At 57.0% G+C, this 26,645-nt stretch carries 19 protein-coding genes and 1 tRNA gene; 13 read left to right on the forward strand and 7 right to left on the reverse strand.

The features are described 5' to 3' along the window. Window positions 1-164: 164 nt before the first annotated feature. The 4 genes from NB063_RS10390 (at window position 165) to NB063_RS10405 (ending at window position 3,502) form a co-directional block, all read left to right on the forward strand. Complete coding sequence (locus tag NB063_RS10390; RefSeq protein WP_250928663.1) at window positions 165-533, forward strand: ATP-dependent Clp protease adaptor ClpS; 369 nt, start codon at window positions 165-167, stop codon at window positions 531-533. A gap of 10 nt (window positions 534-543) precedes the next feature. Next, window positions 544-855 (forward strand): hypothetical protein, encoded by a 312-nt coding sequence (locus NB063_RS10395; protein WP_250928664.1) that lies wholly within the window; start codon window positions 544-546, stop codon window positions 853-855. Window positions 856-859: 4 nt separating this feature from the next. Then, window positions 860-1,669, forward strand: coding sequence for a TatD family hydrolase (locus NB063_RS10400; RefSeq protein WP_250928665.1), 810 nt, complete (start codon window positions 860-862; stop codon window positions 1,667-1,669). Window positions 1,670-1,798: 129 nt separating this feature from the next. Continuing rightward, window positions 1,799-3,502 carry a vWA domain-containing protein gene (locus tag NB063_RS10405; protein WP_250928666.1) on the forward strand — a complete coding sequence of 568 codons (1,704 nt, stop codon included), beginning with the start codon at window positions 1,799-1,801 and terminating at the stop codon, window positions 3,500-3,502. Window positions 3,503-3,691: 189 nt separating this feature from the next. Here the strand turns inward: NB063_RS10405 and NB063_RS10410 are convergent, their stop codons facing one another. Next, window positions 3,692-5,029 carry a L,D-transpeptidase family protein gene (locus NB063_RS10410; protein WP_250928667.1) on the reverse strand — a complete coding sequence of 446 codons (1,338 nt, stop codon included), beginning with the start codon at window positions 5,027-5,029 and terminating at the stop codon, window positions 3,692-3,694. Between the two features lie 493 nt (window positions 5,030-5,522). On the opposite strand from NB063_RS10410, the gene NB063_RS10415 reads away from it, so the two are divergent. The 3 genes from NB063_RS10415 (at window position 5,523) to NB063_RS10425 (ending at window position 9,218) form a co-directional block, all read left to right on the forward strand. Further along, on the forward strand, window positions 5,523-6,272 hold the full coding sequence (locus tag NB063_RS10415) for an SDR family oxidoreductase (RefSeq protein ID WP_250928668.1): 750 nt from the start codon (window positions 5,523-5,525) through the stop codon (window positions 6,270-6,272). Between the two features lie 73 nt (window positions 6,273-6,345). Then, on the forward strand, window positions 6,346-6,966 hold the full coding sequence (locus tag NB063_RS10420) for an RNA polymerase sigma factor (protein WP_250928669.1): 621 nt from the start codon (window positions 6,346-6,348) through the stop codon (window positions 6,964-6,966). Then, the gene (locus NB063_RS10425) at window positions 6,963-9,218 is read left to right on the forward strand and encodes a WD40 repeat domain-containing serine/threonine protein kinase (RefSeq protein ID WP_250928670.1); all 2,256 of its coding nucleotides are present in this window, start codon (window positions 6,963-6,965) and stop codon (window positions 9,216-9,218) included. The genes NB063_RS10420 and NB063_RS10425 overlap by 4 nt, the downstream gene beginning before the upstream one ends. Before the next feature lie 494 nt (window positions 9,219-9,712). Here the strand turns inward: NB063_RS10425 and NB063_RS10430 are convergent. After that, window positions 9,713-9,786: transfer RNA gene (locus tag NB063_RS10430), tRNA-His, on the reverse strand. Window positions 9,787-9,998: 212 nt separating this feature from the next. Here NB063_RS10430 and NB063_RS10435 point away from each other — a divergent pair. Next, the gene (locus NB063_RS10435; RefSeq protein WP_250928671.1) at window positions 9,999-13,901 is read left to right on the forward strand and encodes a serine/threonine-protein kinase; all 3,903 of its coding nucleotides are present in this window, start codon (window positions 9,999-10,001) and stop codon (window positions 13,899-13,901) included. A 185-nt stretch (window positions 13,902-14,086) separates the two neighbouring features. Here the strand turns inward: NB063_RS10435 and NB063_RS10440 are convergent, their stop codons facing one another. The 4 genes from NB063_RS10440 to NB063_RS10455 all read right to left on the reverse strand — a co-directional run bounded on the left by NB063_RS10440 (window position 14,087) and on the right by NB063_RS10455 (window position 21,474). Next, on the reverse strand, window positions 14,087-15,046 hold the full coding sequence (locus NB063_RS10440; RefSeq protein ID WP_250928672.1) for a glycosyltransferase family A protein: 960 nt from the start codon (window positions 15,044-15,046) through the stop codon (window positions 14,087-14,089). A gap of 219 nt (window positions 15,047-15,265) precedes the next feature. Next, the gene (locus tag NB063_RS10445) at window positions 15,266-17,563 is read right to left on the reverse strand and encodes a transglutaminase-like domain-containing protein (RefSeq protein ID WP_250928673.1); all 2,298 of its coding nucleotides are present in this window, start codon (window positions 17,561-17,563) and stop codon (window positions 15,266-15,268) included. After that, window positions 17,560-18,792: a DUF58 domain-containing protein gene (locus tag NB063_RS10450; protein WP_250928674.1), complete on the reverse strand. Its 1,233-nt coding sequence runs from the start codon at window positions 18,790-18,792 to the stop codon at window positions 17,560-17,562. The genes NB063_RS10445 and NB063_RS10450 overlap by 4 nt, the downstream gene beginning before the upstream one ends. Before the next feature lie 144 nt (window positions 18,793-18,936). Then, on the reverse strand, window positions 18,937-21,474 hold the full coding sequence (locus NB063_RS10455; protein WP_250928675.1) for a c-type cytochrome: 2,538 nt from the start codon (window positions 21,472-21,474) through the stop codon (window positions 18,937-18,939). A gap of 286 nt (window positions 21,475-21,760) precedes the next feature. On the opposite strand from NB063_RS10455, the gene NB063_RS10460 reads away from it, so the two are divergent. Continuing rightward, window positions 21,761-22,177: a hypothetical protein gene (locus NB063_RS10460; RefSeq protein WP_250928676.1), complete on the forward strand. Its 417-nt coding sequence runs from the start codon at window positions 21,761-21,763 to the stop codon at window positions 22,175-22,177. 257 nt (window positions 22,178-22,434) lie between these two features. Here the strand turns inward: NB063_RS10460 and NB063_RS10465 are convergent, their stop codons facing one another. Next, window positions 22,435-22,815, reverse strand: a complete 381-nt coding sequence (locus NB063_RS10465; RefSeq protein ID WP_250928677.1) for a hypothetical protein — start codon at window positions 22,813-22,815, stop codon at window positions 22,435-22,437. Between the two features lie 441 nt (window positions 22,816-23,256). Between NB063_RS10465 and ffh the strand changes: the two genes are divergently transcribed. The 4 genes from ffh to rplS all read left to right on the forward strand — a co-directional run bounded on the left by ffh (window position 23,257) and on the right by rplS (window position 26,612). After that, a complete protein-coding gene (gene ffh / locus NB063_RS10470; protein ID WP_250928678.1) occupies window positions 23,257-24,732 on the forward strand; it encodes a signal recognition particle protein in 1,476 nt (491 codons plus the stop codon). A 203-nt stretch (window positions 24,733-24,935) separates the two neighbouring features. Continuing rightward, window positions 24,936-25,343, forward strand: a complete 408-nt coding sequence (rpsP, locus tag NB063_RS10475; protein ID WP_322975110.1) for a 30S ribosomal protein S16 — start codon at window positions 24,936-24,938, stop codon at window positions 25,341-25,343. Window positions 25,344-25,401: 58 nt separating this feature from the next. Further along, window positions 25,402-26,118: a tRNA (guanosine(37)-N1)-methyltransferase TrmD gene (gene trmD / locus NB063_RS10480; protein ID WP_250928680.1), complete on the forward strand. Its 717-nt coding sequence runs from the start codon at window positions 25,402-25,404 to the stop codon at window positions 26,116-26,118. A gap of 140 nt (window positions 26,119-26,258) precedes the next feature. Further along, entirely contained in the window at window positions 26,259-26,612 is a 354-nt protein-coding gene (rplS, locus tag NB063_RS10485) for a 50S ribosomal protein L19 (RefSeq protein WP_407652590.1), read from the forward strand. Window positions 26,613-26,645: the final 33 nt, after the last annotated feature.

Raw genomic sequence — 26,645 nt, forward strand, 5'->3', positions numbered from 1 at the left:
TGTGCAACCTTCGTAAAAATCAGTACTTCAGGTCTAACAGGTGCAATCGTCTCGCGGCTACAATAGCGTTTTTGCGGAACGATCGTGAACCGCATTAAAATAGGAAGCCGTTCGTTGCTGAAATTTCTCAGGTACGCGAACCGTTTAGGAGAACTCTGAATACCATGTCCCAAGAAGAAAGCATGTTTGACGAAGTCGTCACCGTTGCCGTTGCCGAGCCTGAATCGCAGCAGGAGCAACGTTCCAGCAACAAACCGAAACGCCAACCTCCCTATCACGTTATCCTGTGGGACGACACCGATCACAGTTTCGATTACGTGATCACGATGATGAAGCGGCTGTTCCGGATGCCGATCGAGAAGGGCTACCAGGTCGCCAAAGAAGTCGATTCGAGCGGCCGGGCGATTTGCATGACGACGACGCTCGAACTTGCCGAACTCAAACGAGATCAAATCCACGCGTTCGGAAAAGACGAACTGTTGCCACGTTGCAAAGGTAGCATGTCCGCTACGATCGAACCGGCCGAAGGTTAATTGGCACCCTATGAAACCACGCAGCTCAGAAACCATTTTGGATCAATCGTATTTGGAAACTCGAGCCAAGTTGCTCGAGATTGCCGCGATCCTCGACCGTATCGATCGGGCGAAAGGTTCTCAGCGGAAACTCTCCGGTGACGCTGCGAATCGCCGTGAACAACTCACCGAGGCGATCAACCTGTTGCTCGGCGAGTCGCCCGATCGGGCCGAACAGATTCAAAAGCTGTTTTCGCGTCAGTACGATCCCGATTGGCGAGCGGCATTCGACTTGATGCCCGAACACGCCTCGACCTCCGCATCCGAATCCCGAGAAAGCTGACGCGATGGATTTCATTGACCCGCACCTCCACATGGTCAGCCGCACGACGGATGACTATGAGACGCTGGCGAAAATGGGCTGCGTCGCGATCAGTGAACCCGCGTTCTGGGCAGGTTTTGATCGCGGCAGCGTTGACGGTTTTCGAGACTATTTCGAGCAGCTCACCGCTGTCGAAGCTCGCCGCGCCGCTCAGTTCGGCATCCAACATTATTGTTGGTTGTGCATCAACGCCAAGGAAGCCGAGAACGTTTCGTTATCACGCGAGGTGATCGCGATGATTCCCGAGTTTCTCGATCGGCCCGGTGTGCTCGGCATCGGCGAAATCGGGCTCAATAAAAACACCAAGAACGAGGCGACGGTTTTTCTCGAACACCTCGACTTAGCGATCGAGCATGATCAGTTGATTCTGATTCATACCCCGCACCTGGAAGACAAGTACCAGGGGACGCGGATGATTCTCGACATGTTGTGCGACGACTCGCGAATCAATCCGGATCGCGTGCTCGTTGATCACGTGGAAGAGCACACGATCAGCGAAGTGCTTGATCGTGGTTTTTGGGCCGGGATGACGCTGTATCCCGTTACCAAGTGCACACCTGACCGGGCCGCCGACATGATCGAGCGGTTTGGAGGTGAACGTCTGCTCGCGAATTCGGCGGGCGATTGGGGCGTGAGCAAACCGACCGCCATTCCGGACTTGATTTTTCAAATGCGTCGTCGCGGCTATGAGGAATCGCTGATCCGCAAAGTGGTTCACGACAATCCGAGCGAGTTTTTTGCCAAAAGCGGAAAATTCGCCGAGCCGGTTCGGTAGATCGTCTTCGGGTGCGTCCCCTCCGGGGGCGGCGTTTAGGGAGCCGGGTGGCTTTGCCGGGTGATATGATGCCGTGAGCGGTCATTCGGAATCGCACTCGAGTTTTTCAACCACCAAGTAGAACCGCTGATGTCCTCCCATCGGATCGGTGGCGTGATTCACGCCTACCAAAAGTACGACCCCACCGCGTTTCCGCCGCCAACGCAGACGCCGCCGGACCTCGTCTCGCCGGCGTTCGAGCAAGCGTTGATGTACGGGAGCTTTCGTCAGCTCACCGATGAAGAACTCGCCAACGCCGTCCGGCTTGACCCGTCGCAAATCGCCGGGCTCGGGCCGAGCATCGATTTTCTACGTGCGTTGTTGGAAGAGCGCAAACGCAAAATCCTCAAGACGTACGAAACTCGCGTCGTTAACAAGAAGGCTCGCAAGGCGTTTCATAAAGCTGCCGGTCGGGTGCGCCCGCCGGCCAGGATGGAGAAACTGTTTCGGACCGCCATCAATCAAGAACAGCCGTTCATGATTGAGCGGTTGTGGTATCAGACCGGAGACGACAATAGCGACCTGGCACGCGATCTCCTCGCGACCGGGGCGGCGATGACCGACAAGCACAACATCGAAGAGCTCTCCACGAAATACGACTTCACCGGCAACGAACCGATGACGGTTCCGCAAGCCCTTGAGATTAAGGAAGAGCTCGAGAAGATTGACGAATTGCTCGAGCAACTCGACAAAGCTGAGAAGACAGCCCAAATCGGGATCATCGACATGGAGCTGCTCGCCGAGTTTGCTCAGCCTGGAGACATGCAGCAACTCGAAGAAATGCGGACGCAAGTCGAGAACTTGATGCGTGAGCAAGCCGAACGACAAGGCCTCGAAAAGCGAGCCGATGGCAAAGGCTTCAATCTCACACCGCAAGCGTACAAAATCTTTCAAGGCCGATTGTTGCAGCGCATCTTCAGCGAACTGGCGCCGTCACGCAGCGGTCGGCATGAGGGAGACATTGTCGGTGAGGGCGCCGTCGAGTTGCAGCAAACGAAACCGTATGAGTTTGGTGACAGCGTCGCGAACCTCGACTTGCCGCAAACGATCATCAACGCGTTGATTCGCCACGGCGATGAGCGGCCGTTACGACTGCACGGCGACGACATCGTTGTGCACAAGACACGCAACCATCCCAAGTGCGCCACCGCGGTCATTATGGATATGAGCGGGTCGATGCGGTACGACGGCCAATACATCAACGTCAAACGCATGGCGTTGGCGTTGCAGGGGCTGATTAACAGCGAGTACCCGGGTGATTTTCTCCGGTTCATCGAGATGTATACGTTTGCCAAGTTGCGATCGCCGGGTGAGATCATCGAATGCATGCCTAAGCCGGTGACGATTCATGATCCGTGGGTCCGTTTGAAGTGCGACATGAGCGACCCGGAGATCAGCGAACATCAGATTCATCCGCACTTCACCAACATCCAGCACGCGTTGCAGCTCGCTCGGAAGAACCTGATCCACTGCGACACGCCCAACCGGCAAATCGTCTTGATCACCGATGGGTTGCCGACGGCTCACTTCGAAGAAGAGACGCTGTACATGCTTTATCCGCCTGACCCGCAAACGGAAGCGGCGACGATGCGTGAGGCGGCGATGTGTCAGAAAGAAGGGATCACGATCAATATCTTTTTGATCCCGAGTTGGTCGCAGAGCGAAGAAGACATTCGGTTTGCATATCGAATGGCGCAGGCGACGCGCGGCCGGGTGTTCTTTACCAGTGGGAAGGATCTCGACCGGTTCGTTCTCTGGGACTATGTCCAAAACCGTCGCGATATCATCACGTAGCAGTCAACCGACTTCGTAATGGATATCGCCAGAGCTGCTTGCCCTGAGGTTTCCCGGCGAAATCTGCTGCGTCGTAATTGCTCGAGTCTAAGCGAGAAGAGGGATTCGCATGACTCGCCGGGAATACACAAAAAAACGCGAGCATCCAACGATGCTCGCGTTTCCGTTTCTTTGTCGTGACGAAAGGTTTTAGCGGATCGTGACCGACGAGCCTTCGGAGAGGATTCCGAAAACGTCTCTCGAGTAGTTACCCGCGATGCTGATACAACCCTCGTTGGTGGCGCTGTCCGATTTGGGACTGCCGTGCAGGCTGATGCCTTGGCCGAGGTCGATCCACATCGATCCATACGGGTTGCGTGGACTGCCTGGTGGGATCGGGGTTCCCGCCATGTCGTAGTAGGTCTTGGCCGATTTCTTTTCTTGGATCGTGTACGTTCCTGGACGCGGTTCGGGATCGTTACCGATTCCAACCGGAAAACGCCCCGCGTACAGATCGCCTAAGAATAGCGTGAGTTCTTTGTTGTCCAAGTCGACATCGGCGCGAAACGGTCCACGAACGACTTTCAAGTCGGTCCCGGGCAACACCGTCACGGGGTCGCTGACTCCGTTGATGTTAGCGAGCAATTGCCATGGAACATCGTATTTCTGGGCGATGTCCATCAGCGTTTCGTTAGGGCCAACCCGGTGAGGTTGTTCCAGCAGGTGTTCGGCTGAGTAGATCACGTCGCGGGCGAGCGGGTCGAGGCGGACCAGCAACTGTTCTCGCTGTTCGCTGGTAAGGTTGGGGGTTTCGTAGAACAGACTCAACGTGGCGAGCGCTTCGCGTCGGCGATCTTCGGCAAACTGACGATCTGCCGTCGCGATCGCATTTGCGAGTCCGGCGGCGGCAACTTCAGAAGCGGCCGAGTTTGCCCCTGGCATCTCACGGGATCGGTCAGGGCCACCGGGCAGTTCGAACGAACCGAGCGAATCGGTCGCGGTGGTCATTGGCGATGAGAGACTGTGGTCGGCCATCCGGATCGCTACGTTGGGATCCGGCAGGTTGAAGTCGGCACCGGTCGAGGGATATTCTCGACCCGGTTCGGGCGAGATTGCGATTCCCATGGAGGAGTCGTCGACTTCGGGCAAGCGACCACCATTTCGCGTTGAAGTCGCAGGGGGATCGAGGTCCGACATTTGAAAGGACTCGGTCTGATAATCGGCGGCTGCAGGATCAAGGTTCGATTCGAGATCGGCGTAGGTTTGATCGATCGAATTAAAGTCCATCGAGGGACCGCTCGCACTCGCCAGACTGGTGTCTGCTTGATCGGCTTGGCCCGGCATGTCGAAATCTTCGAAGCCCGTGGGGGTCCCGTCGTCGATACCGAAACTGCCAAAATCGTCCGGCAGGCTATCCATGCCGGATTCGACCAACAATGACTCAACTCCTTGAGGCAAAGGGTCTGGCGGAGTCGTCATCGAGACGTACGCGCCATACAGCACGGTCATCATGAGAACAACAATTGCGGATGTCTTCAGCGTTTGCACGGCGGTCTCTCCCTGCCGGTGGCTGTCTGTCAATCATCACGGTCGCCAGACTCGGCGAAGCGTTAAGATAGGCAAACAGGTGTGCGTGGAAACGAATGAGCGGCAGCACCACAATCCTTGTGGCCCCACTTCTGCCCCAGGCATAGTCGAACGCCCACTCTCGAATCCAGATCAAATCGTTCATTTTCATCGGAACACTGGTTCATCGGAACGCAGGTCCACGGGAACGCCGGTCCACAGGAGTACGGAGCCACAGGAGTACGGAGCCACAGGATCGCTGGGGGGAGATTGCTGAGGCGACCACTCCGGCCGCTCTTCGTATCGGAGCGTGTCTCGCGGGAGCAGGTCGGAAGAATGTTTCAAAATCGCTGTAAGCATTGCGGTCGGGAGCGGTAATCTCTCTCAGACGACGCATACGCGGACGCAGTTAGTGACGCTGACGCGGATGGCGAATACGAAACACAGCTCTTTACAACCGTTCGGAGATAGAAACATGGGTATCCCTATTCAAAATAAGACCGTTTTGGTGACCGGGGCCAATCGTGGCATCGGACGAGCGATCGTCGAGGAGGCGATTCACCGTGGAGCGGCCAAGGTTTACGCCGCGGTCCGCAAGCTCGAGTCGGCCAATTCGCTAGTCGAGGAATTTGGCGAACGCGTCGTGCCGATTCGTGTGGATCTGGAAGACCCTGCTTCGATCACGACGGCGGCACAGGAAGCGACTGATGTGGACGTCGTGATCAACAACGCGGGCGTTTTGAAAACGGCATCGGCGGTGGACGAGCACGCGATCGAATCACTCCAATACGAATTTGAGGTAAACGTCCTCGGGTTGGTTCGAATCGCTCAGGCGTTTGCACCTGTTTTGAAAGCAAATGGTGGCGGGGCGTTGGCGCAGCTCAACAGCGTCGCGTCGATCAAATCGTTTGCCGACGTGGCGACCTATTCAGCGTCCAAAGCGGCGAGTTATTCGCTCACCCAAGGGCTGCGGGATTCGCTTCGGGCTCAGGGGACGCTCGTTGTCAGTGTTCACCCCGGGCCGATCCAAACGGACATGGCCGACCATGCCGGCTTCACAGAGATCGCCGAGCCGCCCGCGTTGGTCGCTACGGCGGTTTTCGATGCCATTGCTGATGGTGAGTTCCATGTGTGGCCGGATTCGATGGCCAAACAATTCGGCGGGGCGTACCAGAGTTTTGCTGAAAACGTCGTGAATGCCGAAATGAATGAAAACCCTGTTTAGGCCATGCGGCGTAGGGGGTGATGACACGATGGTACAATGCCGCGTCAAATCATTCCCCCCACCGAGGCATCCCATGACCGAGAGTCCGCTGACACGAGCAACGTTATTGCTCAGGTTACGTGATCCGGGAGATTCCGACGCATGGGGTGATTTTCTACGCGACTACGGACCGATGATCTATCGATTCGTTCGTAGTCGCGGCCTGCAGGACGCTGATGCTGCCGACGTGGTGCAGGATGTTCTGCGAAGTGTCGGAAATGCGATCGACCGGTTCGATTACGCCAAAGAGAAAGGCGGGTTTCGGGCGTGGTTATTCACGATCACCCGCAACAAGCTCGCGACGTATTTTGAAAAGCGAAAGCGGACGAGTCCGACGGCGAACGACACAACGCAGTTCGAACTGCTCAAACAAGCGACCGGCGGAAAGAACGAACTGGATGAACGCTGGGAGCTTGAGCATCAGCGTCTGGTTGCTGCCAAGGCAATGGAAATATTGAAACCGACGATCGAACCGAACACTTGGAAAGCCTTTGAACTGACCGCGATCGATGGATTGGCGGCCGAGGAAGCGGGGGCGAGTTTGGGGATGTCAAAAGGGGCTGTCTATGTCGCGCGGAGTCGCGTGACGGCCAAACTCCGAGACGAAGTCACTCGGATTCTTGCGGAAGAAGATGTCGTAGGAGAATTGCGGTGAAAGTGGTTAGTGAATGTCCCAATCCGGTTGAGCTGAACGAGCTCATCGAAGACGAATTGTCCGCAGCCGACACGGACCGTGTCACCGAACACCTGCAAGATTGTACGACCTGTCAAGAAAAGTTGCAGACGATCGCGAGCGGCGATCTCCCCATCGATCAAATCGTCCATGGCCTCAACGAGCAGAATCCCGGTTGCGAATCGGCGTTATGGCCGGCGATCGAACAGCTCTCTCACGAGATCAGTGCCCAACCGACGATTGGTTTGGCTGGCGGCAGTAACGTGACGGGGGAATCGGTGGTCAGCGAAGAAGTCGTGCGGACACCGCCTCCCGAACTTGATTTCCTCGAACCGTCCGATGATCCGGCCTACGTGGGAAAGCTGCATCACTTTCAGATCGCACGTGTGATCGGCCGGGGCGGGATGGGCGTCGTGCTCGAAGCGTTCGATACGCATCTGCACCGCAACGTTGCGATCAAAGTTTTGAGTCCTCAATACCAGTCCAACGATTTGGCGCGACAACGGTTCTGCCGCGAAGGCCGTGCGGCGGCTGCGATCTCGCACGAACATGTCGTGCCGATGTATCAGGTTGCCAAAGCGAACGAAGGTGAGGTCGCTTTTTTGGTGATGCAGTTGATCGAAGGTGAAACGCTCGAGCAGCGATTGCGCGGCGGTCAACCTTTGCCTCCCAACGAAGTGGCGCGGATCGCCATGCAAACGGCCGCGGGGCTTTCGGCCGCCCACAGTCGCGAGATGGCGCACCGGGACATCAAGCCCGCCAACATCATGATCGAAGCGGAAACGCAGCGTGTGAAGTTGACCGACTTTGGTCTCGCCCGCACGACCGATGATGTGAAGTTGACGAAGACCGGCATGGTCACGGGCACGCCGTTGTACATGTCACCCGAACAATCGCTCGGGGAGGACGCAGATGAACGGAGCGATTTGTTTTCGCTCGGCGCCGTCATGTACGAGATGGCTACCGGTTTCGCGCCGTTCCAAGCGCCCTCGGCGCTCGGCGTGATGCAACGCATCGTGAACTTCACTCCTGAACCTCCGCACAAAGTCAATCCGGCGATTTCGCGACCGTTGTCGGATCTGATCATGTCGTTGCTCGAAAAGGCACCCGCCGACCGGCCCGAGTCTGCTGCCGAAGTGGCGACGGCGCTGGCGGCGATCGTCAGCGAGTATGGGCCGATCTCGCCGCTGCAAGTACCGAGTATTGCCGCCAGCGAAGTGAAGAAGCTGTCGGGGAGTTATCGGCGTGGAGAACGTCGGTGGGCGATCGCAGCTTGGCTCACCGCTGCGATCGCGATCATGGTGGCGGTCGCGAGCTTCGTGATATTACGTCCCGACGTCGGTGACGATTTCCCTTCGGTTGTTTTGCCTGATAATCCGGGGACGGTGTGGGCGTCCGATTTCTCGCCCGACGGCAAGACGCTTGCCGCAGCGGTGGAAGACGGGAGCATTCGCATTTGGGATGTCGCCTCGCAAACGTTGGAGAAAAGCTTCAACGCGCATCGCGGCCTCGCTTGGACGGTGGCCTACCATCCGAGCCGTCCAATGCTGATGACGAGCGGCGACGACTCGACGATCAAACTATGGGATACCGATGAATACGAAGTCATCTGGGAATGGAAGGCTGAGAGTTCGGTGCGTGGCGTTGCGTTCTCTCCCGATGGTAATCGGATCGTTGCCGGTGATCGCGATGGAGTGCTGTACATATACGACATCGATAGTGGGGCCGAGGTCGCATCGGCGACCACCCCCGGTTCGATCCTCAGCGTGGACTACTCGAATGACGGCAAGTTGATCGCGAGCGTCGGCAGTGACAAAGTTCTCAGATTGTTCGATGCCGAGACGCTGGTGGAACGCCGAACGATGAACGGGCACGATGGGGCGATCTACAACGTCAAGTTTGCACCGCAGGGACCGTTGATCGCGACTGTCGGTTGGAACAAAAACGTGCGAGTGTGGAACAGCGAAAACGGCAAGGAAGTCTTGAACCTGACAGGCAGCGAGGGGGATGTTTGGAGCGTGTCGTTCTGTTCAGACGCCTCTCACTTGATTACCGGCGAACAGATGGGGGCCGCTCGCGTGTGGGATCTGGCGAGCGGCAAGCCCGTCACGACGCTTCGCGGGCACTCCTCGGCGGTTTACAACGTGGCACTGGATCGGACGGCGCATCGGATTGCCACGAGCAGTCGTGACGGAACGATCCGCGTTTGGGACATGAGCAGCGTCGCAAATTAGTGCTTCGTCTCACCGCAGTTTGAGGGTTGCTCGAACCGGAGAGTTCGCTCCCTCTGATGAAAAGCGTGGTGGAACGGCGGGAGCGGTCCGCTCCCGCCCCAGGATTCGCATGCTGACAAAGCACTCGTGCGTTGCCTTTGGGGCCCTCCTGCCGCGGAGGTCTTGATGACTTTCGGCAACCCGCGGAACGGTGGGTGACTGCCGCCCGAACGGTGAGGAAGCTCCCGTTCAATCTGGTGTGTCAGCGGAGTCCTGGACACGACTGCTTGGTGGTGCTCACGGTGTGACGGCGCGCCTTTTTGTCATCGATGAGCGTAGAAGTCAGCAACCGGTGTGCGATTGAGATAGAATCGTCGCTGAGCACTCGAAGGAAAAAGGGCCAAAAAATGTGTATTGGTCGGTTAGGCCCATGGTGCCGATGCCGGTTTGCGTATTCGGGCACGGATGATGCCCACGTGACGAGGGCAATTCGGCAATCACAATTTTTAAGAGAGGGTGGCTGAAGGGACTCGAACCCTCGACCTTCGGAATCACAATCCGACGTTCTAACCAACTGAACTACAACCACCGCATGTTTCGGACACAAACAGCAACCACGGTTGCCGATCCCCGATGGCAGAAACGATATCTTTCCTGTTCCTGCCGGTCAATGGCCGACAGGCCAGAAGTATTTGCAAAAAATAGCGATTTTGTTGATTTCTCAACTATGACGAAAGATGTTCCCACGCAAACATATCTGGACAACGAGATGTATTTTGACGAAGGGGCTATTTTTCGATCATGAATCATTGGGACGATTACTCCGGCGATGAGTGGATGCGTCCGAGCAGTTCTCGCGAGACGCAAGTAAAGGTTGACCAGGGGCGAGCGACACGCGGTTTCTCCAAGCGACCTAGAATGGAAAAACCGCCTTGGAATCCGGGGGATTTGATCGCGGGATTTGAACTGCAACGGGCGATCGGGTCGGGATCACACGGTTGGGTTTACGAAGCTCGGGAAATTGCGACCGACAAAATCGTGGCACTGAAACTGTTCCCGCATGTCGATCCGAAGGAGGCGGTGCGAGCGAAAACCGGTTTCCGCCGGATGAGCAAGTTGCGGCACAGGGGATTGGTGCGGCTGCATCGAATCCACCATGAGGAGGATTTGCTGGCGTTTTCGATGGAGCGGATCGATGGTGAAAACTTGGTCCAAGTGCTCCGTGGCTGGAAGAAGCTACCCCTCGAAGAGGCGTGTGACAGTCTGCTCGAGATGCTCCGCCAAGTCGGTGCGGCTCTTGCCTGGACACATGCTCATCAGCTCGTTCACCGGGACATCAAGCCGACGAACCTGATGCTGACGTCCGACGGCAAGCGGTTCGTCATCATCGACTGTGATTTGACCGGTGAATTCGAAGCCGAGAGTGACCCGGAGAATATTCGCAGTTACTTGATTTGGACTCCGATGTACGTGGCGCCGGAGGTTTTGTTTCGACAATCTTATTGCCCGGCCAGCGATATTTTTAGCCTGGGAATGGTTGCGCTCGAGGCGCTGCGAATCTTTTCGTCGGTGCAGCGTCGACGCGACCCGCAGACAAATGGGGCGTGTCCCGCGGTTGAAGTCAATCAGGATTCTCAAGAGGTCTTCGTTCCTCGTGATGAAGGAAGTCGCGAAACCGACCAGGCCCACATCGCCTCGGCAATCGTGGGGCTGCACAAAGCGATACCCGAAGCGTTGATCGATATCGTTAACGAAATGTTGTCACCCGACGTTTCGGATCGCCCGACGGCGTTGTCTTTGTCACGCTTGGGGCGATCGACCTCCATCGGCAGTCCCGTATCGAACCATCAGAACTCGTCTGCTCGGGCACATCGACTCACCGAGTTAGCCCGTGAGCCTGAGTTAAACGCGTTCCGCCGATGGTATCATCTGGTCCTCGGTGGCCAGACGCAGCGATTGCACATCGACGGCACATCGGGCATCGGCAAGTCGACGTTCTTGCAGTTGGCTCTGGAAGAATTACGTTCGCAATCCTGGCCGCTGATCTTTGTCGCCCGCTGTCAACGTTTCGAGCAGCGTCCACTCCAGGCGTTTAGCCAGATCGCAGACGAAATCGTGATGCGTTATCGTCGCGGTGGGATGGAGAAGATTTTCGTCGACTCGGTCAGTGAATCGATTCTTCAACGCGCGTTGCCAGGTTTTGAGGAAATCCTCGAAGTCGATTATGCGGAACCACCCATCGTCACTTCACCGACTCGTCCGGGCGGGCTCGAGGCGGCGATGAAAGTGCTCAACCAGTTGCGTCAAATGGCGCCTGTGTTTTTTGTCATCGACGACGTCCAATGGGCGGACCCGGATACGGTGAACGTGCTCGATCATCTCCAAGCGAATGTGGGGCATCGATTCGGGCCGCCGGAGTATCAAGGGTTCGGGGTGATCACCGTCTCTCGCGCCGACGGCGATCGGCAGCAACAGCCGCCGCATCGGTCCATTACGATCGGGCCCATCGCCCGCGAGTTAACCTCGGTAGCAATCCATAATGAAGCAGCCCAATACGGTCTGGAGTTAAGCTCGGCACAGTTGGAATCGCTCAATGATCAAATTGAAGGGCAGCCCTACCGTCTCGAAACATACCTGAGTGAATTGTCACCCTCGGGTTTGCTGTATCAATCCTTGGTGGAAGCCTCAGTGCAAAACGTCGACGGCGCGGCCGATCAGCGTGTCGAGGTGGCTCCTTCGATTGAGGAGGTATGGCAGCGACGCAAAGAACAGTTGGCACCGACTGTTGCCGAGTTACTCAACGTCATCGTGATTGCTGGGCGGCAGGTCACGTTCGATGAATTGAGTCTGATTCATCGAAACACGGCGTTGCTCGAAACCGAATTGGACGAGCTCGCTGAAAACGGATTGATCTTTCGTGACGGTCGGGACCTGCAACATATTCGAATCTGGCACGATCGACTGGCGCAGCAACTACTGACTCAAATTTCGGCCGAGCGTCGTCGGGAATTACACCGCCGTTGGGCGGAGGGATTAGCGGGCGAGGGGCTTTCGGCCGGACGGATCGCCGAGCACTACGATAAGGCCGGGGATCTTCAACAGTTTGTTGCCTGGGCGAAACAGGCGGCCGTGCAGTCGCAGCAGCACTATGCACATATCGAGACGGCACGCTGGCACGCGGCGGTGGCGTCTCACACGCATGGCGATGAACGCATCGAGTCGTTACGTCAGGCGGCTGAATCGATGCAGCGCGGCGGCCGGCTTTTCGAAGCCGCAATGCACTACCGGGAACTCGCCGCTTCGTTTACCGGACAGGCGCGACTCGAAATGGAACTCGAGGAGGTGTTGTGCTTTATCCGGTCGGGACGGTTCGCCGAATCGATCGATCATCTGGATCCGATGTTGAAGCGGCTGAAATTGCCGCGAAGAAAGCCGGTCTGGCAAACAAAACTCTCGATCGCCTGGGCCCTGATTCGCCAGTCTTTCTCTCGGACGAACCTGCAATTGCGGGAAACGCACTCACTCCCCGAACGGCCCTCGCTGATTGCCAATCAGATTGCGGTGTGCCGATCATTGGTCCGCCCGTTGTCTCTAATCGATAACTGGCTCGCCGCCGAGCTCAATGTTTTTAACCGGGAAGCGGTTGCCCGATACGGTTCGCGAAATGAGCAGATCGCGGTGCTCATCGGAAACGCGGTTTTCAATGCCTATTACTCGGGCAAACGCGGCCTTCGAGCGGCCGGTTCGTTGTCGGAACTCAACGCGCTGCTCAGCGAAGCTGACTCACCGGCGGCGCATGGTGACGTGCGGTCCGGGATGGCCTGGGTTGCCGCGTTGAACGGTCGATGGACCGAGGCGATCGAAAAGGCAAGACAAAGCCGTGAGTTTTATGCCAGCAGTGAACTCCATCGCGGGTTCGAGATTGCTCACACGAGTTTTTGCGAATCGGTTGCGTTCTTCCAAATCGGAGATCTGAAAAGTCTCGCGGATATGGTCGATGACATGCAGGCCGAAGGGAGCACATCGAACGACTATTTTATTCTCGCAATGGGCTCGTTCGGTTACAGTTCCGTGGGGCACATGATGCGAGATGACATTCAAGTCCTGGACGCAAGCTACGAATTGCTGCGACCGAGTATGGCCAAAATCGGTGACGACGCGTTTGCATTGATCGTCCAGTTTGAAAAACTATTGAACGCCATTTATCGCAATTGTCCGCAAACGATCGCAACAACGATTGACGAGGTGCTCAACTCCTGTCGTCGGTCGGCGGTCTATCGCATTCAATTGATGAAAATGCTGGTGGCTGAATTGACCGCGATGGCGAGTCTTCGATTGCTCGCCGAAGGTGGCACCAAGACGATGAAGCAGTTCAAACGGTCTGTCAGATCGCTGCGTCAATTCGATCTTGATTCGGCCAAGATCAAGGCGAATTTGGTCGAAGGAATCGCTCTGTCGCGATTGCCGGAAAAGTTCTCAGGCAACAAAGAAACGACGCTTTCGAAAGCGAAAGCGTTGTTGAAGGCTGCCATGGTTTCGGCGGACATTCTCCATATGCGACCATCGGTGCTCGCCGCCCGCGACGAGCTCGCCCGTATCGCTGACGGGGTCCCCACAACCGAACTCGAAGATTTCCTGAGGGATCAAGGCGTGGTCGACCCGGTTGCGTTAGCAAGGCTTTACCGAGGTGGCATCTGCGGCTAGCCCGGATATTGCGTAGGCCGGACCGAGGTCGCGACAACCCTGCCGTATCCGCATAAACCTGATTTGCTCGAAATACATTCTGTTATTTTCAAAATCAATCGATTTGCGACTGTCGTTCCGGCTTGGCAATGATTTATGCGATACGGCCTGCGAATCGCGTGCGATATCCGGGCTAGACCGCTTGCTCAGGCAGCTCGGCGATAGGTGCCGGGTGAGGCAACCGGAATGCGAATCGCTTCGACCTGTTCGTCACAACGCTGCACCGAGTCGCCGCGAACGCTTGTCGCGATACCACTTTGCGCCAAAGGCGCGGTGGCACGACGAAGGGCCGACCCGAGTCCGTAGGAAAACGTCGTCGCGAGAAATCGTCCGAAGCTCTTCCCCCAGCCGCCGGTGCCGAAGTGATCAGCGATCGCTTGCAACCGACGGTGATTCTCGTTGACTTGCGACTGGTAGTCGCCCAGGGGTGAATCGCTGTCGCCGAGACGGATCGTGCAGTCAGGGCTAACGATACACCGCCAGCCGGCCTTGCGGGCCAGCAGGCTGTAGACCATCGATGCTTCGACAACATCATCGCTATTGCGAAGCGATCCGGTTAGGCTGCGGAGCAAATCTCGACGCCAGAAACTCGCGGTCAAGAATCCACCTTCGGCCCGTAACGCGGCACGCTGTTCGACGTGATCGCTGCCCGCCGCGACCATTTCACACGCGGTTGCACCCGAACGGCGCCATCCGGCGTGAGCGATCTCGTCGCAGTCAGAGTGGCGGACCACGGGGACAACGAGTCCCGCTTCGTGATGTTCGAACTGCAAGAGTGCCCGATCCGCCCAATCCGGGGTGACGACGTGACCGTCGGCGACGACATGAACGAATCGTCCACGCGCAATCGCCGCGGCTTGGCCGATCTGTTGGGTCAGTGAAACACTTCCTGCATCGACGAATTTGACTTCGTCACAGAGGTCGAATGGGTCATCGTAGTCACCCGCATGCGGTACAATCACCTCACACGCATCAGGACAATGCTGCAGCACGCTAACGAGGGAACTTTCAAATGATGCTGTGTCTCCGCCGTGAGGAACGACAATGGTCAAACGCGGGATCGTGGGGAACTTTGGCACCGCTGCACCTGCATGGGTCAAATTCAAAGAAATAGCCTCGGATCACTCTAGATCGAGAGACTCCGCCGGCGTCAGCGACGAGCCTTGTGATGAGGCCGGCACCGACACTGCCTATGGGTTTCGGAATGGATTGGTCATGTGGTTGAGTCGATTGTCAGGTGACCCGTTGAAATGCAGCAAGTCGCACGGGGCCGACTTTGCATGAATCCGCTAACCGTTAGTGTTTACCAGATTCGAAGGGGGGTTTTAGGAACACCGGTAAAGTTTAACGGCATGTTCACGATACCATTGCGCCGCTTCGGCTAGCTGGTCTCGTTGCCGCATGTCCTTGACCGAAACAGGTTGCTCGGGGCAGGCGTCGATGCGGTTGGCGAACTGATGTAACGTTTCGCTTTCTCCACGCACCCAACCGAGTCGCCGCAGTCGTCGGTCCATGGCACGACGTGCGATTGCCAAAGCGGCTGTTTGAGCATCGCCCTTTCCAGATCTGCGACGCCACCACAGCCAACCGATGAGGAAAATCAACAGCGGCAGTTGAAACAGATGGAATATCAGCGACAGCGCGTCGGTGATCCGCAACGACATCAGTTCGGCCCATATTGCCCGTACCCAAGTGGTGGCTGCCGAGTCGTTGTTACTCAGTAATCTCTCTGTGTCGACCTGCGTCAGGTCCTGTGTCGCTTGGTCGAGAGTCGAATATTCGCGTCCAGGCGTCGATTCGAGCGATTGCCAGCGTTGTTCGCGGTCGTCGTAATACTCAACCCACGCGTGAGCATCACGATTTCGGGCAACGTAATAGTCTTCGTTATCGTTAAGCTCGTCCATCACGTAGCCGGTCACGTACCGTGCCGGGACCCCTTGGCTGCGAAGCATCAGCGTGGACGCCGAAGCGAACAGTTCACAGTGCGCCGGGTGCCGCGTGCGTAAGAAGTAGGTGATCGGATCGATCCCCGAGGGGGCGTCTTCGGTTTGCAAAGTGTATTGGTAGTTGTTTTGGAAATAGGACGCGATTCGATCTGCCTTGCCTCGCGCCGAGGCGGCTCCTCGGCAAACCTTCGATGCGATCGGTTCGATCACATCTAGAAGCGACGGTTCGACACTCAGTAACAGTTCGCGGGCATCCTCAGTCAGCCATTCGCGTTCCGGGTAGATTGCCACGCCGGCCACCCAGGGTTCTGTGGCGTCGATGCCTCGGTCGATCAGCCTGTGAGCGGTGATTCCGACGCGCTCGCCACGTGCTTCGATCCACATCGACGCCGAAGGTAGGAACACCATCCCGCCTCGGTTGGGCTGTCCGTGGATCTCAACCGTTCCGGCGAGTATCGGTTCGCCAATTTGGGAGGCGTTGTTTCTCGACGCGGTGCCGTCTGACGAGTCGTTCTGAGTGCGGTAGAAGTTGGGGGGCGGCGATGTGGGCTGCGTCGAGCGTCGACTCGGTTCGGAGATTCTGTTTGCGGGGCCCGAGTTGCCTGACACGCTCATCGAATATCGCGAGCGATACGAGCTGTTGCCTTTGTTCAAAGAGAAGTGGGCGTCGGAGATCCGCATGGCCAGTTGGGCACGAAAGATTCGACGTACACTGCCGTCGGAATTCGTCTGAAACCATCGACGCTGGCTCCTCCAAGAACGATCCTGGTATTCATCGAAGACGTTGCCGCGGAGGTATCCGGGTGACGCATTGCAGTAGCCGAGCAACGCAATTCCTTCCGGGTCCGTCAGTATGCTCTGTCGAACGCTTCCCAAGCGATGGCCTGACACGTATCCGCCGCTTGAGATCGGGATGCCAGAATCGGCATCTTCAAAACGGTCTTTCAATTGTGCGAAAACTTCGGCTTGCACATCCGGTAGGACCAAGTTGGTTAATTGCGTGATTGCCGAAGCGACGATCAGTGCCGCGGACAGGGCGAGTAGCGAGTATGGCCACGTTTCGGTGCGAAATCCGTGATAACGCCTTTCGGTCGATGACGTCTGGGTTTTCAAGCGAGACAAGATAATCTGGGCCGCGATGACAAACCCGACCATGCTCGCTAAACCCACTGCGGTTTGGGCGGGGAGGGAGCGACTCACGCCGCCGCCCGCGACCGTGCCCATGATCGAGATCAAGCCGAAGAACAACATCGCGACGTGTCCTCGATGAGGCCAAACCGCCCACAGGATGCAGAGCACCGCGAGGCAGTAGTGAGAGATCATGTCGACGGCGAGCAACAGCACATTCGAAGTCTCCGTCAAACGGTCAGCCATCCGCCACAAAAAAGTCATGACGAGTGCGATCGCGGTGGCCCCGAGCAACATCAGCCGCAGCCCCACCGATTGCCAGCGAATCTTTGACGTCGAGCCGAGTTGGGTATTGAGAAGCTGTTGGCGTTGGAATCTGATTTCACCGACGATGCCGATGAGAAACGCCACGAGCACATAAGTCGCGCACGCCGGTATCGTGGCAAAGGTTTGTCCGACAAACAGGGCCAACGAGGTGATCACAATTCCCAGCAGGATTCGATTGTCGATCCACCACAAGTCGAAGCGATTGGTTTGGGGTGTGCTCATCCGATCGCCTCTGGGACTCTTCGCGAGTCTGTCTTGGCGGACGGTTTGACGGGGGATTCGGGGCCTTCGATCCGGCGGATTTCCCGGTGCGTCACCCACCGCGTGCCGGGCGGCAAAGCCACGGGAACCTCGTCGCGAGTTTGGCATGACAGCACCAACAGCGAATCACCGCTTTGCGAATACAGATCGCGTGACCATTCTTCGCTGAGATAATCGTGCGATTCGGTTGATGACGCCCGTTCGAGGCTCGCCAACGCGACCAGCAATTCACTCGGGTCGCCGCCAGCTTCGCAGCGGAGTGTTTTCAGGACACCGTCCTGAGAAAACCATAGCGTCACCGCGGCGCCGTTTCGGGTGAGCGTTTCGATCGATGAGGCGGCAATCGAAAGGATCCGTTCGAACGGTTCGTGGGAGCTGGTTTCCGGGCGATTCCAGCCAAGAATGCTTTGGAACCAGTTGCGTCGAGGGTGAGCGACGTCGGCACATACATGATTAATCCAGATGGTGACTGACCGTGCCGCCGGCGTGCTGAATTCACGCACAATCGGTTTGCCCAGTCGCGCCCACGACGAAAAGTCCCATCGACGGACCGGAACGCCTTCGCGGTATTCGCAACTGCCAACGTAGTTCATTTGCGCGCCCTGAGAGATCTGGCTCGCGATGCTTCGCAGCGTCGTTTGCACCATCCGCCAGAGGTCATCATCGTCGGTTGACAACGGTTGAGGTGTGACCGCGATGGTAGTCGAGGTGTCGATCTTCAGATGCGTGCGAAATAGGTAGAACGGGAAATAGGAGTCCACCTCGATGGGGCGAAGTGATTGCAAGCCACGCTTGTGAAAGCTCACATCGACAACGGCTGCGGTTTCTCCTTCGGGTTGTAACCAGTCGCATCGTTGGTTGCCTTCGATCCACAGATCCATGCCGGGCCAACGACCCGTATTACGCACCCGGGCGGGGATCTGCAGAGACGTCCCCAGCGGGACCCATCGTGGCGCATTGACCGAGATAGAAAGGTGCGGCGTCGCAAAATAGTTCACCAGTCGACCCATCACGAATAGCGACGCACACGCTGCAAACATGCCCGTCCAAGGATAACCCCAGACGATGTTCAGTGAGACAATCCCGATCAATAGTAGCGATACCGACGCACCGGTCATGGATCGCCTCAAGCTCATGATCCAACGCCATGGGTTGAGGAGCGATGCCAATCTCGCGAACACGTTTATCATGAGATCATTGTTCCTGATCTGCAACCAAGCGATGACGTACGTGAACGTTCCAAAGCGTCTGACCAAAAAACGTCATGACGCATTGGAGGAATCCAAGGCTGCTGTTAGCAGAGTCGTCTGCCTCGGCGAGCCTCTCGTTTCGTCTTACTTCGTTGAGATCGATTCCGTGTAAATTCGGTGATCTGGGTTTCCGCCCGACCGCAGATAGGCGATCAAGTCGACAATTTCTTCCGAGGTGAGGGTGTCGAGCAATCCGGTCGGCATCATGCTGATTTTTGCTTCGAATGTTTCTTCGATGCTGTCACGATCCACTACCGTCAAACTGGACGGATCGAGCATGTTGGTCAGTACGAGTAGCTCATTGCGTCGCATGTTGATCACGCGGCCCGTGATCGCTTCCCCGTCCTCGGTGAGGAACTGAGTCGCGCCGTATTGATCGCTGATCACCTTGCTCGGCTCGATGATTGAAACCAACAGGTCGTGTACGTTGAACTTGCCGCCCGCACTCGTCAGGTCCGGACCTAGGATACCACCTTGTAAACCCATCCGGTGGCATTTGTAGCACTGAGCGACGGCAAACATTTCCTTGCCGTTTTCGAAATCCGCCGGTCGAGGCGAATCGCTAACGAGAGATTCGAGTTCCCCGACGGTCCATTGTTTCACTAACGGGCGGGCTTCAGACGTGATGGCGTCTTCAATCGGTGTCGGTGGATTAATCGCCGAAGCGAGTCGTTCTTGCTCGGATTCAGACATACCATCGACGAAAACTCTCTTAATATTCTCCAAAAATCCACCAAACGACATGCCTCCGCGAGCCGTTGCCATTTCGTGGAACCAGCCGAGTAGTTCTTTGCGTTGGGCATCGTTCATGGCGTCGGCGACCCCACGCAATGTCATCGCGTAGTGGATCTGGCTCTCTTGGCTGGGGGAATCGAGCAGCTTTGAAAGCACCGCATTCGTCGCGTCGGGAGCGCGGAGGTAAACGAGCATCATCGCGAGTTCTCGGTCGACCGAATCGATTCCGGAGGGAAATGAGCCGTCGAGTTTCTCAATCAATGCGGTCCGCTGTTGCTCATCGAGTTCGCCCAACCGCATGGCGACTAAGCCGGCGGCACGCAAATACGCGATTCGATTTTCAGTGCTCAGCGTGTTGAAGGGGAGTTCCAGCAAACTTTCCATCGCGGCGGATTGATCTGCGGCAACGCCACAGCGGGCCAACGCGATCACCCCGAGTGTGCGAGTGCGTGGTGACTCGGCGTCGAGCACGTTTGCTTTCCAATGTTCCGCATCGCGATGCTCGAGCGCGACGCGAGCGGCGTAGCGAATCGCACGGTCGTCGTGATCGAGATACTCGATCGCCATCGAGACGGCTTCGTCGACACTGCTCGGCAGTTCCGCATCAGCGACGTGGAGCGATTCCAGTTGGCCGCGCAGCACTCGCAAGGTAGCCGCATCAAGGTTTTGTTCCATGTTTGCTGCATCGGGCGTTTCATCGGAAACGCCTTCGCCGGTGTAGTGAATCCGATACAGACCGCTCTGTGTTTCGCGGCCGCCAATCGTGAGGTACATCGCACCGTTGTGAATCACCATGTCCGTTACCGGTAACGGCGCTGCGGTCGCAAACGTTTCGTAGGTGCCGGAATAAGACGCACCGTCTTCGCTGAGTGAAACGGCGTGGATGATGCCGTAGCTCCAGTCGGCGATGAATAACGCGTCGCGATATTTTGCGGGAAAGTCGGAGTCGTAACCGAAGCAGATACCCGTGGGTGAGCCGGGGCCGATGTCGACGGCGGCGCCGAAGGAATCGGGATAATAGGCTGGCCATTTGCCGGTGCCGTTGCGCCATCCGAACTCGCCACCGCTGATCACATGGTTGACGCGTGTGGGCCGATACCATGGCGTGCCGACGTCCCATTCCATGTCAGCATCGTACGTAAAGAGTTCACCGTCGTGGTTGAGGGCGATGTCGTAGGGATTGCGGAATCCGGTTGCGATCAACTCTCGATTACTCCCGTCGGGATCGAGTGACATGATGAAACCGCCTGGTGCCATACGGTTCGCGTTGTGTCCACGAGCATCGGGCATCCGGCCGAGCAGGTGATCTTCGTTCCAGTTGCGAGGGACGCGGCTGTGTTGGATCGTTTCGGGTAGTGTCGTGTTGTTGCCTGCAACCATGATGATGCGTTTACCATCAGGAGTCAGAATCAATGCGTGCGGACCGTGTTCGGAGCCGCCGTTGAGTGGCACGATGTGTTCTTTCGTGTCGTATTGATCGTCGCCATCGGTGTCGGTCAAACGCCACAACCCAGAAGGTTGCTGGCGTGAGTTGACGTTTGCGTATAGCGAGCCGAAGGCGCACAGCAAACCTTGTGCACCGACAAAGTCGATGTTGAGTTTCTCTACCGTCGCATTCGGTTTTGAGACGTCGATTCGGAACAAGCCGCCCAATTGATCGCAGGCGATCAGGCGACCTTTGGGGTCAACGGTCAGGCTGACCCACGATCCTTCAGTCTTGCTGTCCACCTGGTGAACCAGTTCGACCGCGAAGCCGCCGGGCACCTTGAATTGCTCCGGCGGTGTGACGCCGAGACCACCGGCGTCGAGGGAATTCGAACTGAAAACGAATAAGCAAATACTGAGGGTGATGAAGAGGTCTCGTGGACGTAGTAAATACATCGGCATGGATCGGCAGCTCGGCTGGCATGGAGGGAGGGGGGTGGGAGCGGGATGCTCCAGTCTAACCATCACTGCGGTAGAAGACTAACCATTGGCCGAGTTTGGACGGCATTGCCTGTTGCGAAATGACGCAGATACCTCGTTGTAAAAGATCGTAAAAAATTGTCACTGGAGGCCGAAGAACCCGGAAAAACACTTGCGAGGAGCAGCGAGAGAGAATTACGATGGAGCTGACGCGTGAGGTTTTGCCGTCTACTTTTCTTCCTTCTGTATTGATGAGAGCACTGCTCAAATGATTCATTACACATGCGATCGTTGCCATCGTTCGATCGATACCGACGAAGGGCCGCGTTATATCGTCCACATCGATGTGGAAGTTGTCGCCGTCGAACCCGATTTCGATGTTGAAGAAGAAGTGGTCGACTATTTGTCAGACCTGAATGAAATGCTCGAGCAGGAATCAATGGCCGCTGCGATTTGCGAAAAAGCCGACGAACCGCTCGATTATCTGCACGAGGCGTTATCACGTGGTGACGATATTGATCACCTCGATTCCGCCTTTGCCCCTTCGAGTCCGGGCGGGATGCTCAACGAGAACGCGGAACCGATTCCGCCTAGTTTTGATCTCTGCCCCGAGTGTTACGCACGGTATCTCAAGAACCCACTCGGCAGAGAACGGTCGCTGAAGTTGCATTTCAGCAACAATTAGACCCTTGTCGGGTGATCTTTTAAGTGAATCGCGATCGGAGGTCTGACGATCAAGTCTTGCGCCGACGCTTGAACGTAGGATCACGCGGCGCCTGTTGCTTACGCACCCAACAGCTCGGGGGGTACGGGCTGTCGGTGAAGTCTTGAGGAGCGGCTGATCCGCGTGCGGCGAAACGGTCGACTTTCGCCTCAGTACAAATCGCCATACACCGCGGCAACTCCGGCGGTACGTCGCCGGCTCCGGTTAAACGTTTCTGCTCACGCCGACAGGGCACTGTTGGGGCCGTTGTTGGCGGAGTTCATTTGGGTGAGCGATTTGGGGGTGAGCCCGGCCGAGCGGAACAGTCGGCTCAACGCCACCATGGTTTGGTGCCACTTCAGCAAGACTTCGGGGGTGCCCAACGCGATCGCGTCGTTGCGGTCCATTCCCCGTTCGCTGATCCGGACTTCCGGTGCCAGGGTGAGTAGGGCTTCGATGGCCAGATGGGCGTGCCGGTCGCCATCGCTCAAATCAGCGTCATCGTAGATCCAAACGTGCGATTGCATTGCCGAGTCGATCAGGTGCATGGCTGCGGCCTCGCTATCGATGGCTTCGACGATGACGTTGCGGCTACCACATTGAACGTAAAACTTTGCCATGGCGTTTTCTCTTCCGTGAATTTGCGAAGGGGGGAGTTTTGATGGCGGACGTCACCGCGTTGGTTTTGGGGTGCCGTCTGCTCGACAGGAATTAAGATCGCAGGTGCCCGGACACGTTTGGTCCCAGGGCCGATTTCCCAACGTTTGAAGGGCTTTTGGAATCGCGATCGCCTCCCGAATTCCGCCAGGCAGGGATATTCGCTGTTCCGCATGTGGGGGGCGGGGCGTTGCGAGGAGGCCGTCTCGATGTGGGGGCTTCAAGCCGCGGGAGCGGCTCACAAGGTGTTCCCGGTCACCCGCCGGAACCTCATTCCTCCAATCCCACCCTCTCGGGAAAAGTTTTCAGGGCCGGGCCGGACGCTCTCCATTTACAAAACTGCACAGCGATGCGTAAACTGTCGGGCTTTCCGCTGTCTCCTGTCGTCTATTTACACGCCGCCCGTGTTCGATTCCCTCTCCGAAGGACTGCAATCTGCTTTTAAAAGTTTGTCTGGCAAAGGCAAACTGACTGAGAGCAATATGCGCGACGGTCTCAAGATCGTCGAAGAATCGCTGTTGGAATCCGACGTCAGCTACAGCGTCGTGAAGGAGTTCATGACGCATGTCAGCGAAAAAGCCCTCGGAAAGCGAGTTTTGCTGAGCCTCCGGCCTCAGGAAGAGCTCGTCCGGATCGTCCACGAAGAATTGATCGAGACGCTCGGCCCCGTCGACCCGTCGCTGCATTTGCACGCCGATCGCCCGACGGTGTTGATGCTGTGCGGCCTGCAAGGTAGCGGGAAAACGACGACTTGCGGCAAGCTGACCCAAATGCTCCGCGAGCAAAATATTGAGCCATTGCTGGTGGCCGCTGACCTCCAGCGTCCCGCGGCTATCGAACAACTCAAGGTGATCGGCGAACAGCTCGGTGTGCCCGTTCACACCGAAACCGACCACCAAGATCCCGTTAAAGTCTGTCAAAACGGCGTCGCACGGGCAAAACGCGACGGCAATCGCGTCGTCATCCTCGACACGGCCGGTCGCCTCGCGATTGACGCCGAGTTGATGGATCAACTCAAAAAGATTGACCGCAAAGTCGGTCCTGATCAGGTGTACCTCGTCGTCGACGGGATGACCGGTCAAGACGCCGTCAATAGCGCCGGCGCGTTTAACGACGCCCTCGAGCTCGACGGCGTGATTATGACCAAGCTCGATGGCGACGCCCGCGGCGGTGCGTTGTTGTCGGTCAAACAGGTCACTGGCGTCCCGATCAAGTTCATCGGTACCGGCGAACGTTTCGACGCCCTTGAGCCTTTCCGGCCCGAAGGCATGGCGAGCCGTATTTTGCAGATGGGCGACATCGTCGCTGCTGCTCGCGAGGCTCACCGGATCGTTGACGAGAGTGAGCGGGAAACACTCGAAGAGAAAATGGCGAGCGGCCAATTTTCGCTCGACGATTTCAAAAACATGATGCAGAAGATCGCTCAGCCCGGCCTGATGGGGCGGATGATGAGTCTGATGCCTGGCATGGGCCAGTTTAAATCTGCGATGGAGAGCGCCGAAGCGGGCGGCCAGATGAAGCAAATCATCGGGGCGATCAACTCGATGACTCCTGCCGAACGCAAAAATCCCAAAATCATCGATGCCCCTCGGCGTACGCGAATTGCGGCCGGTGCGGGCGTCTCGTCGTCCTCGATCACCCAGTTGATCAAGCAGTTCGACACGATGAAACCACTGATGCAAATGATGGCCGGCAAAGGCGGCGGCGATCGCATGGCGATGCTGCGTCAGTTGCAATCCAGTGGTGCCCTGACCGATCCGAGTATGGGCGGGGCGAAAATCAAACAATCGACTGGCAAGCGATTGTCGCCCGCCGAACGGGCCAAGCAACGCAAGGAGCGTGAGAAACTCAAACGCAAGATGAGACGAAAAGGCAACTGAGTATGATCACCTCCTGTGCGACTCACTCGACGAGAATCGCTCTCGTCTGAGTCGCTCCCGATCCCGCTTCTTGAGCGAGGGACAGGCGTCGCCAAAAGACCGACGCCGACCCCACTCTCACGATGACGTTTTTAATCAACCAACCGAACCAATTTAACGCTAATTTTTTTGGAGACCCCACCGAGATGGCAGTCAAAATTCGCATGAAGAAAATGGGACGCACCCACCGTCCTTTCTTTCGTGTATGTGCAACCGATCAACGCAAGCCACGTGACGGTCGCGTGATCGAAGAACTCGGCTTTTATGATCCGATGTGCCCCGAAACCGATGCCCGCGCCCAACTCAAAGGCGATCGCATCGATTACTGGCTCAGCGTCGGAGCTCAACCGACCGAGAAGTGCGCCACCCTGATCAAGAAGTACGGCTCTTCCGGCACCCACCTCGACGCGCAGCGTGAAGCTCTTGAGCGTCTCGGACATCGCAAGGACTACACACCGGGTCCCGTGACCGCCGCACCACAGCCGAAGGCCGAAGAGCCCAAGGCGGAAGCTGCACCTGCCGAAGAAGCTCCTGCGGAAGCACCAGCCGCCGAAGAAACCGCTTCCGAATGATATCCGTAGCCGGAGTCGCTAAGATTTCGGCCCCCACCACTCGCCGAGCCCATGCCCCGTGAGGATTGACGTTGTTACCCTGTTCCCCGCAATTTTCGACGGTTACCTGACGCAAAGTTTATTGCACAAGGCGATCGTCCGCGGGCTGGTTGATATCAAACGTCATGACTTGCGAAATTGGGCCGACAACGTGCCACACCGCAAAGTCGATGATCGGCCGTTCGGGGGTGGACCGGGGATGTTGATCCAAGTCGAACCAACGGTGAGTTGTGTTCGCGAAATCGAGTCGGAGATTCTCAGCGAGGGTGAGCAACCCCCGGTGCGGAAGATTCTGCTCACGCCACAAGGCAAACGATTCGACCAGCGACTCGCAGAAGACATTGCGACCAGCGGGCGGATCATGTTGCTCTGTGGTCGATACGAAGGTTTTGACCAACGGGTCCATGATATCTTGGAGCCGGAAGAAATTAGCGTTGGCGACTTTGTTCTCAATGGGGGCGAGGTCGCCGCAATGACCATCATCGATGCCGTGGTTCGGTTGATTCCCGGTGTCCTCGGTGATGAAAGTAGCCATCAGGATGATTCGTTCAGCCGTGGAAATCGGTTGTTAGAATTTCCGCAGTACACACGTCCTCGTGAATTCGAAGGTCACTTCGTTCCCGAGGTCTTGCTCAGTGGAGATCACGCGGCCATCGCCGCGTGGCGAGCTGAGCAAACACAGATACGAACCAAGGCACGCCGCAGCGACCTGCTCGACGAGCCGCCACAGCCTTGAGCCTGTGCTACACAGCCTTGAGCCTGTCCTAGTGCAGCCTTGAGCCTGTACCGGTACAGCTTTGCCCAACACTAACAGCCTTGAGCTGAACGAACCCTCAAACTCCATACACCCCCCCGATACGATAGCGAGTGAACGTCATGAACAATGCCATCATGGAAATGGTCAACAAGGCCAATCAAAAAGAAGAAACCCCGAAATTCGACATTGGTGACACCGTCGACGTGCACACCAAAATTCTCGAAGGTTCCAAAGAACGCATCCAAGTGTTCAGCGGCGTTGTGATCGGCCGTTCGGGCAAGGGATCGCAAGAAATGTTCATGGTCCGTCGCATCGTTGCCGGTGAAGGTGTTGAGCGCAAGTTCCCACTGCATAGCCCACGCATCGACAAGATCGAAGTCAAACGCAGCGGTGTTACCCGCCGTGCCAAGCTTTACTTCTTGCGTGACCGCGTGGGTAAGGCTGTTCGCCTCAAAGAACGCCGCCGCGTCTAAGTTGAATTCGCGCCGCGGCGTGGGCATGTTGGC

Source organism: Aporhodopirellula aestuarii (assembly GCF_023701485.1).
Classification (GTDB): domain Bacteria; phylum Planctomycetota; class Planctomycetia; order Pirellulales; family Pirellulaceae; genus Rhodopirellula; species Rhodopirellula aestuarii.

Bases quoted from the DNA above. Each gene is read 5' to 3' on its own strand.
- NB063_RS10390 (WP_250928663.1), top strand. From the start codon at position 165: ATGTCCCAAGAAGAAAGCATGTTTGACGAAGTCGTCACCGTTGCCGTT.
- NB063_RS10395 (WP_250928664.1), top strand. From the start codon at position 544: ATGAAACCACGCAGCTCAGAAACCATTTTGGATCAATCGTATTTGGAA.
- NB063_RS10400 (WP_250928665.1), top strand. From the start codon at position 860: ATGGATTTCATTGACCCGCACCTCCACATGGTCAGCCGCACGACGGAT.
- NB063_RS10405 (WP_250928666.1), top strand. From the start codon at position 1,799: ATGTCCTCCCATCGGATCGGTGGCGTGATTCACGCCTACCAAAAGTAC.
- NB063_RS10415 (WP_250928668.1), top strand. From the start codon at position 5,523: ATGGGTATCCCTATTCAAAATAAGACCGTTTTGGTGACCGGGGCCAAT.
- NB063_RS10420 (WP_250928669.1), top strand. From the start codon at position 6,346: ATGACCGAGAGTCCGCTGACACGAGCAACGTTATTGCTCAGGTTACGT.
- NB063_RS10435 (WP_250928671.1), top strand. From the start codon at position 9,999: ATGAATCATTGGGACGATTACTCCGGCGATGAGTGGATGCGTCCGAGC.
- NB063_RS10445 (WP_250928673.1), bottom strand. From the start codon at position 17,563: ATGAGCACACCCCAAACCAATCGCTTCGACTTGTGGTGGATCGACAAT.
- NB063_RS10450 (WP_250928674.1), bottom strand. From the start codon at position 18,792: ATGATAAACGTGTTCGCGAGATTGGCATCGCTCCTCAACCCATGGCGT.
- NB063_RS10455 (WP_250928675.1), bottom strand. From the start codon at position 21,474: ATGCCGATGTATTTACTACGTCCACGAGACCTCTTCATCACCCTCAGT.
- NB063_RS10460 (WP_250928676.1), top strand. From the start codon at position 21,761: ATGATTCATTACACATGCGATCGTTGCCATCGTTCGATCGATACCGAC.
- NB063_RS10465 (WP_250928677.1), bottom strand. From the start codon at position 22,815: ATGGCAAAGTTTTACGTTCAATGTGGTAGCCGCAACGTCATCGTCGAA.
- rpsP (WP_322975110.1), top strand. From the start codon at position 24,936: ATGAAGAAAATGGGACGCACCCACCGTCCTTTCTTTCGTGTATGTGCA.
- rplS (WP_407652590.1), top strand. From the start codon at position 26,259: ATGAACAATGCCATCATGGAAATGGTCAACAAGGCCAATCAAAAAGAA.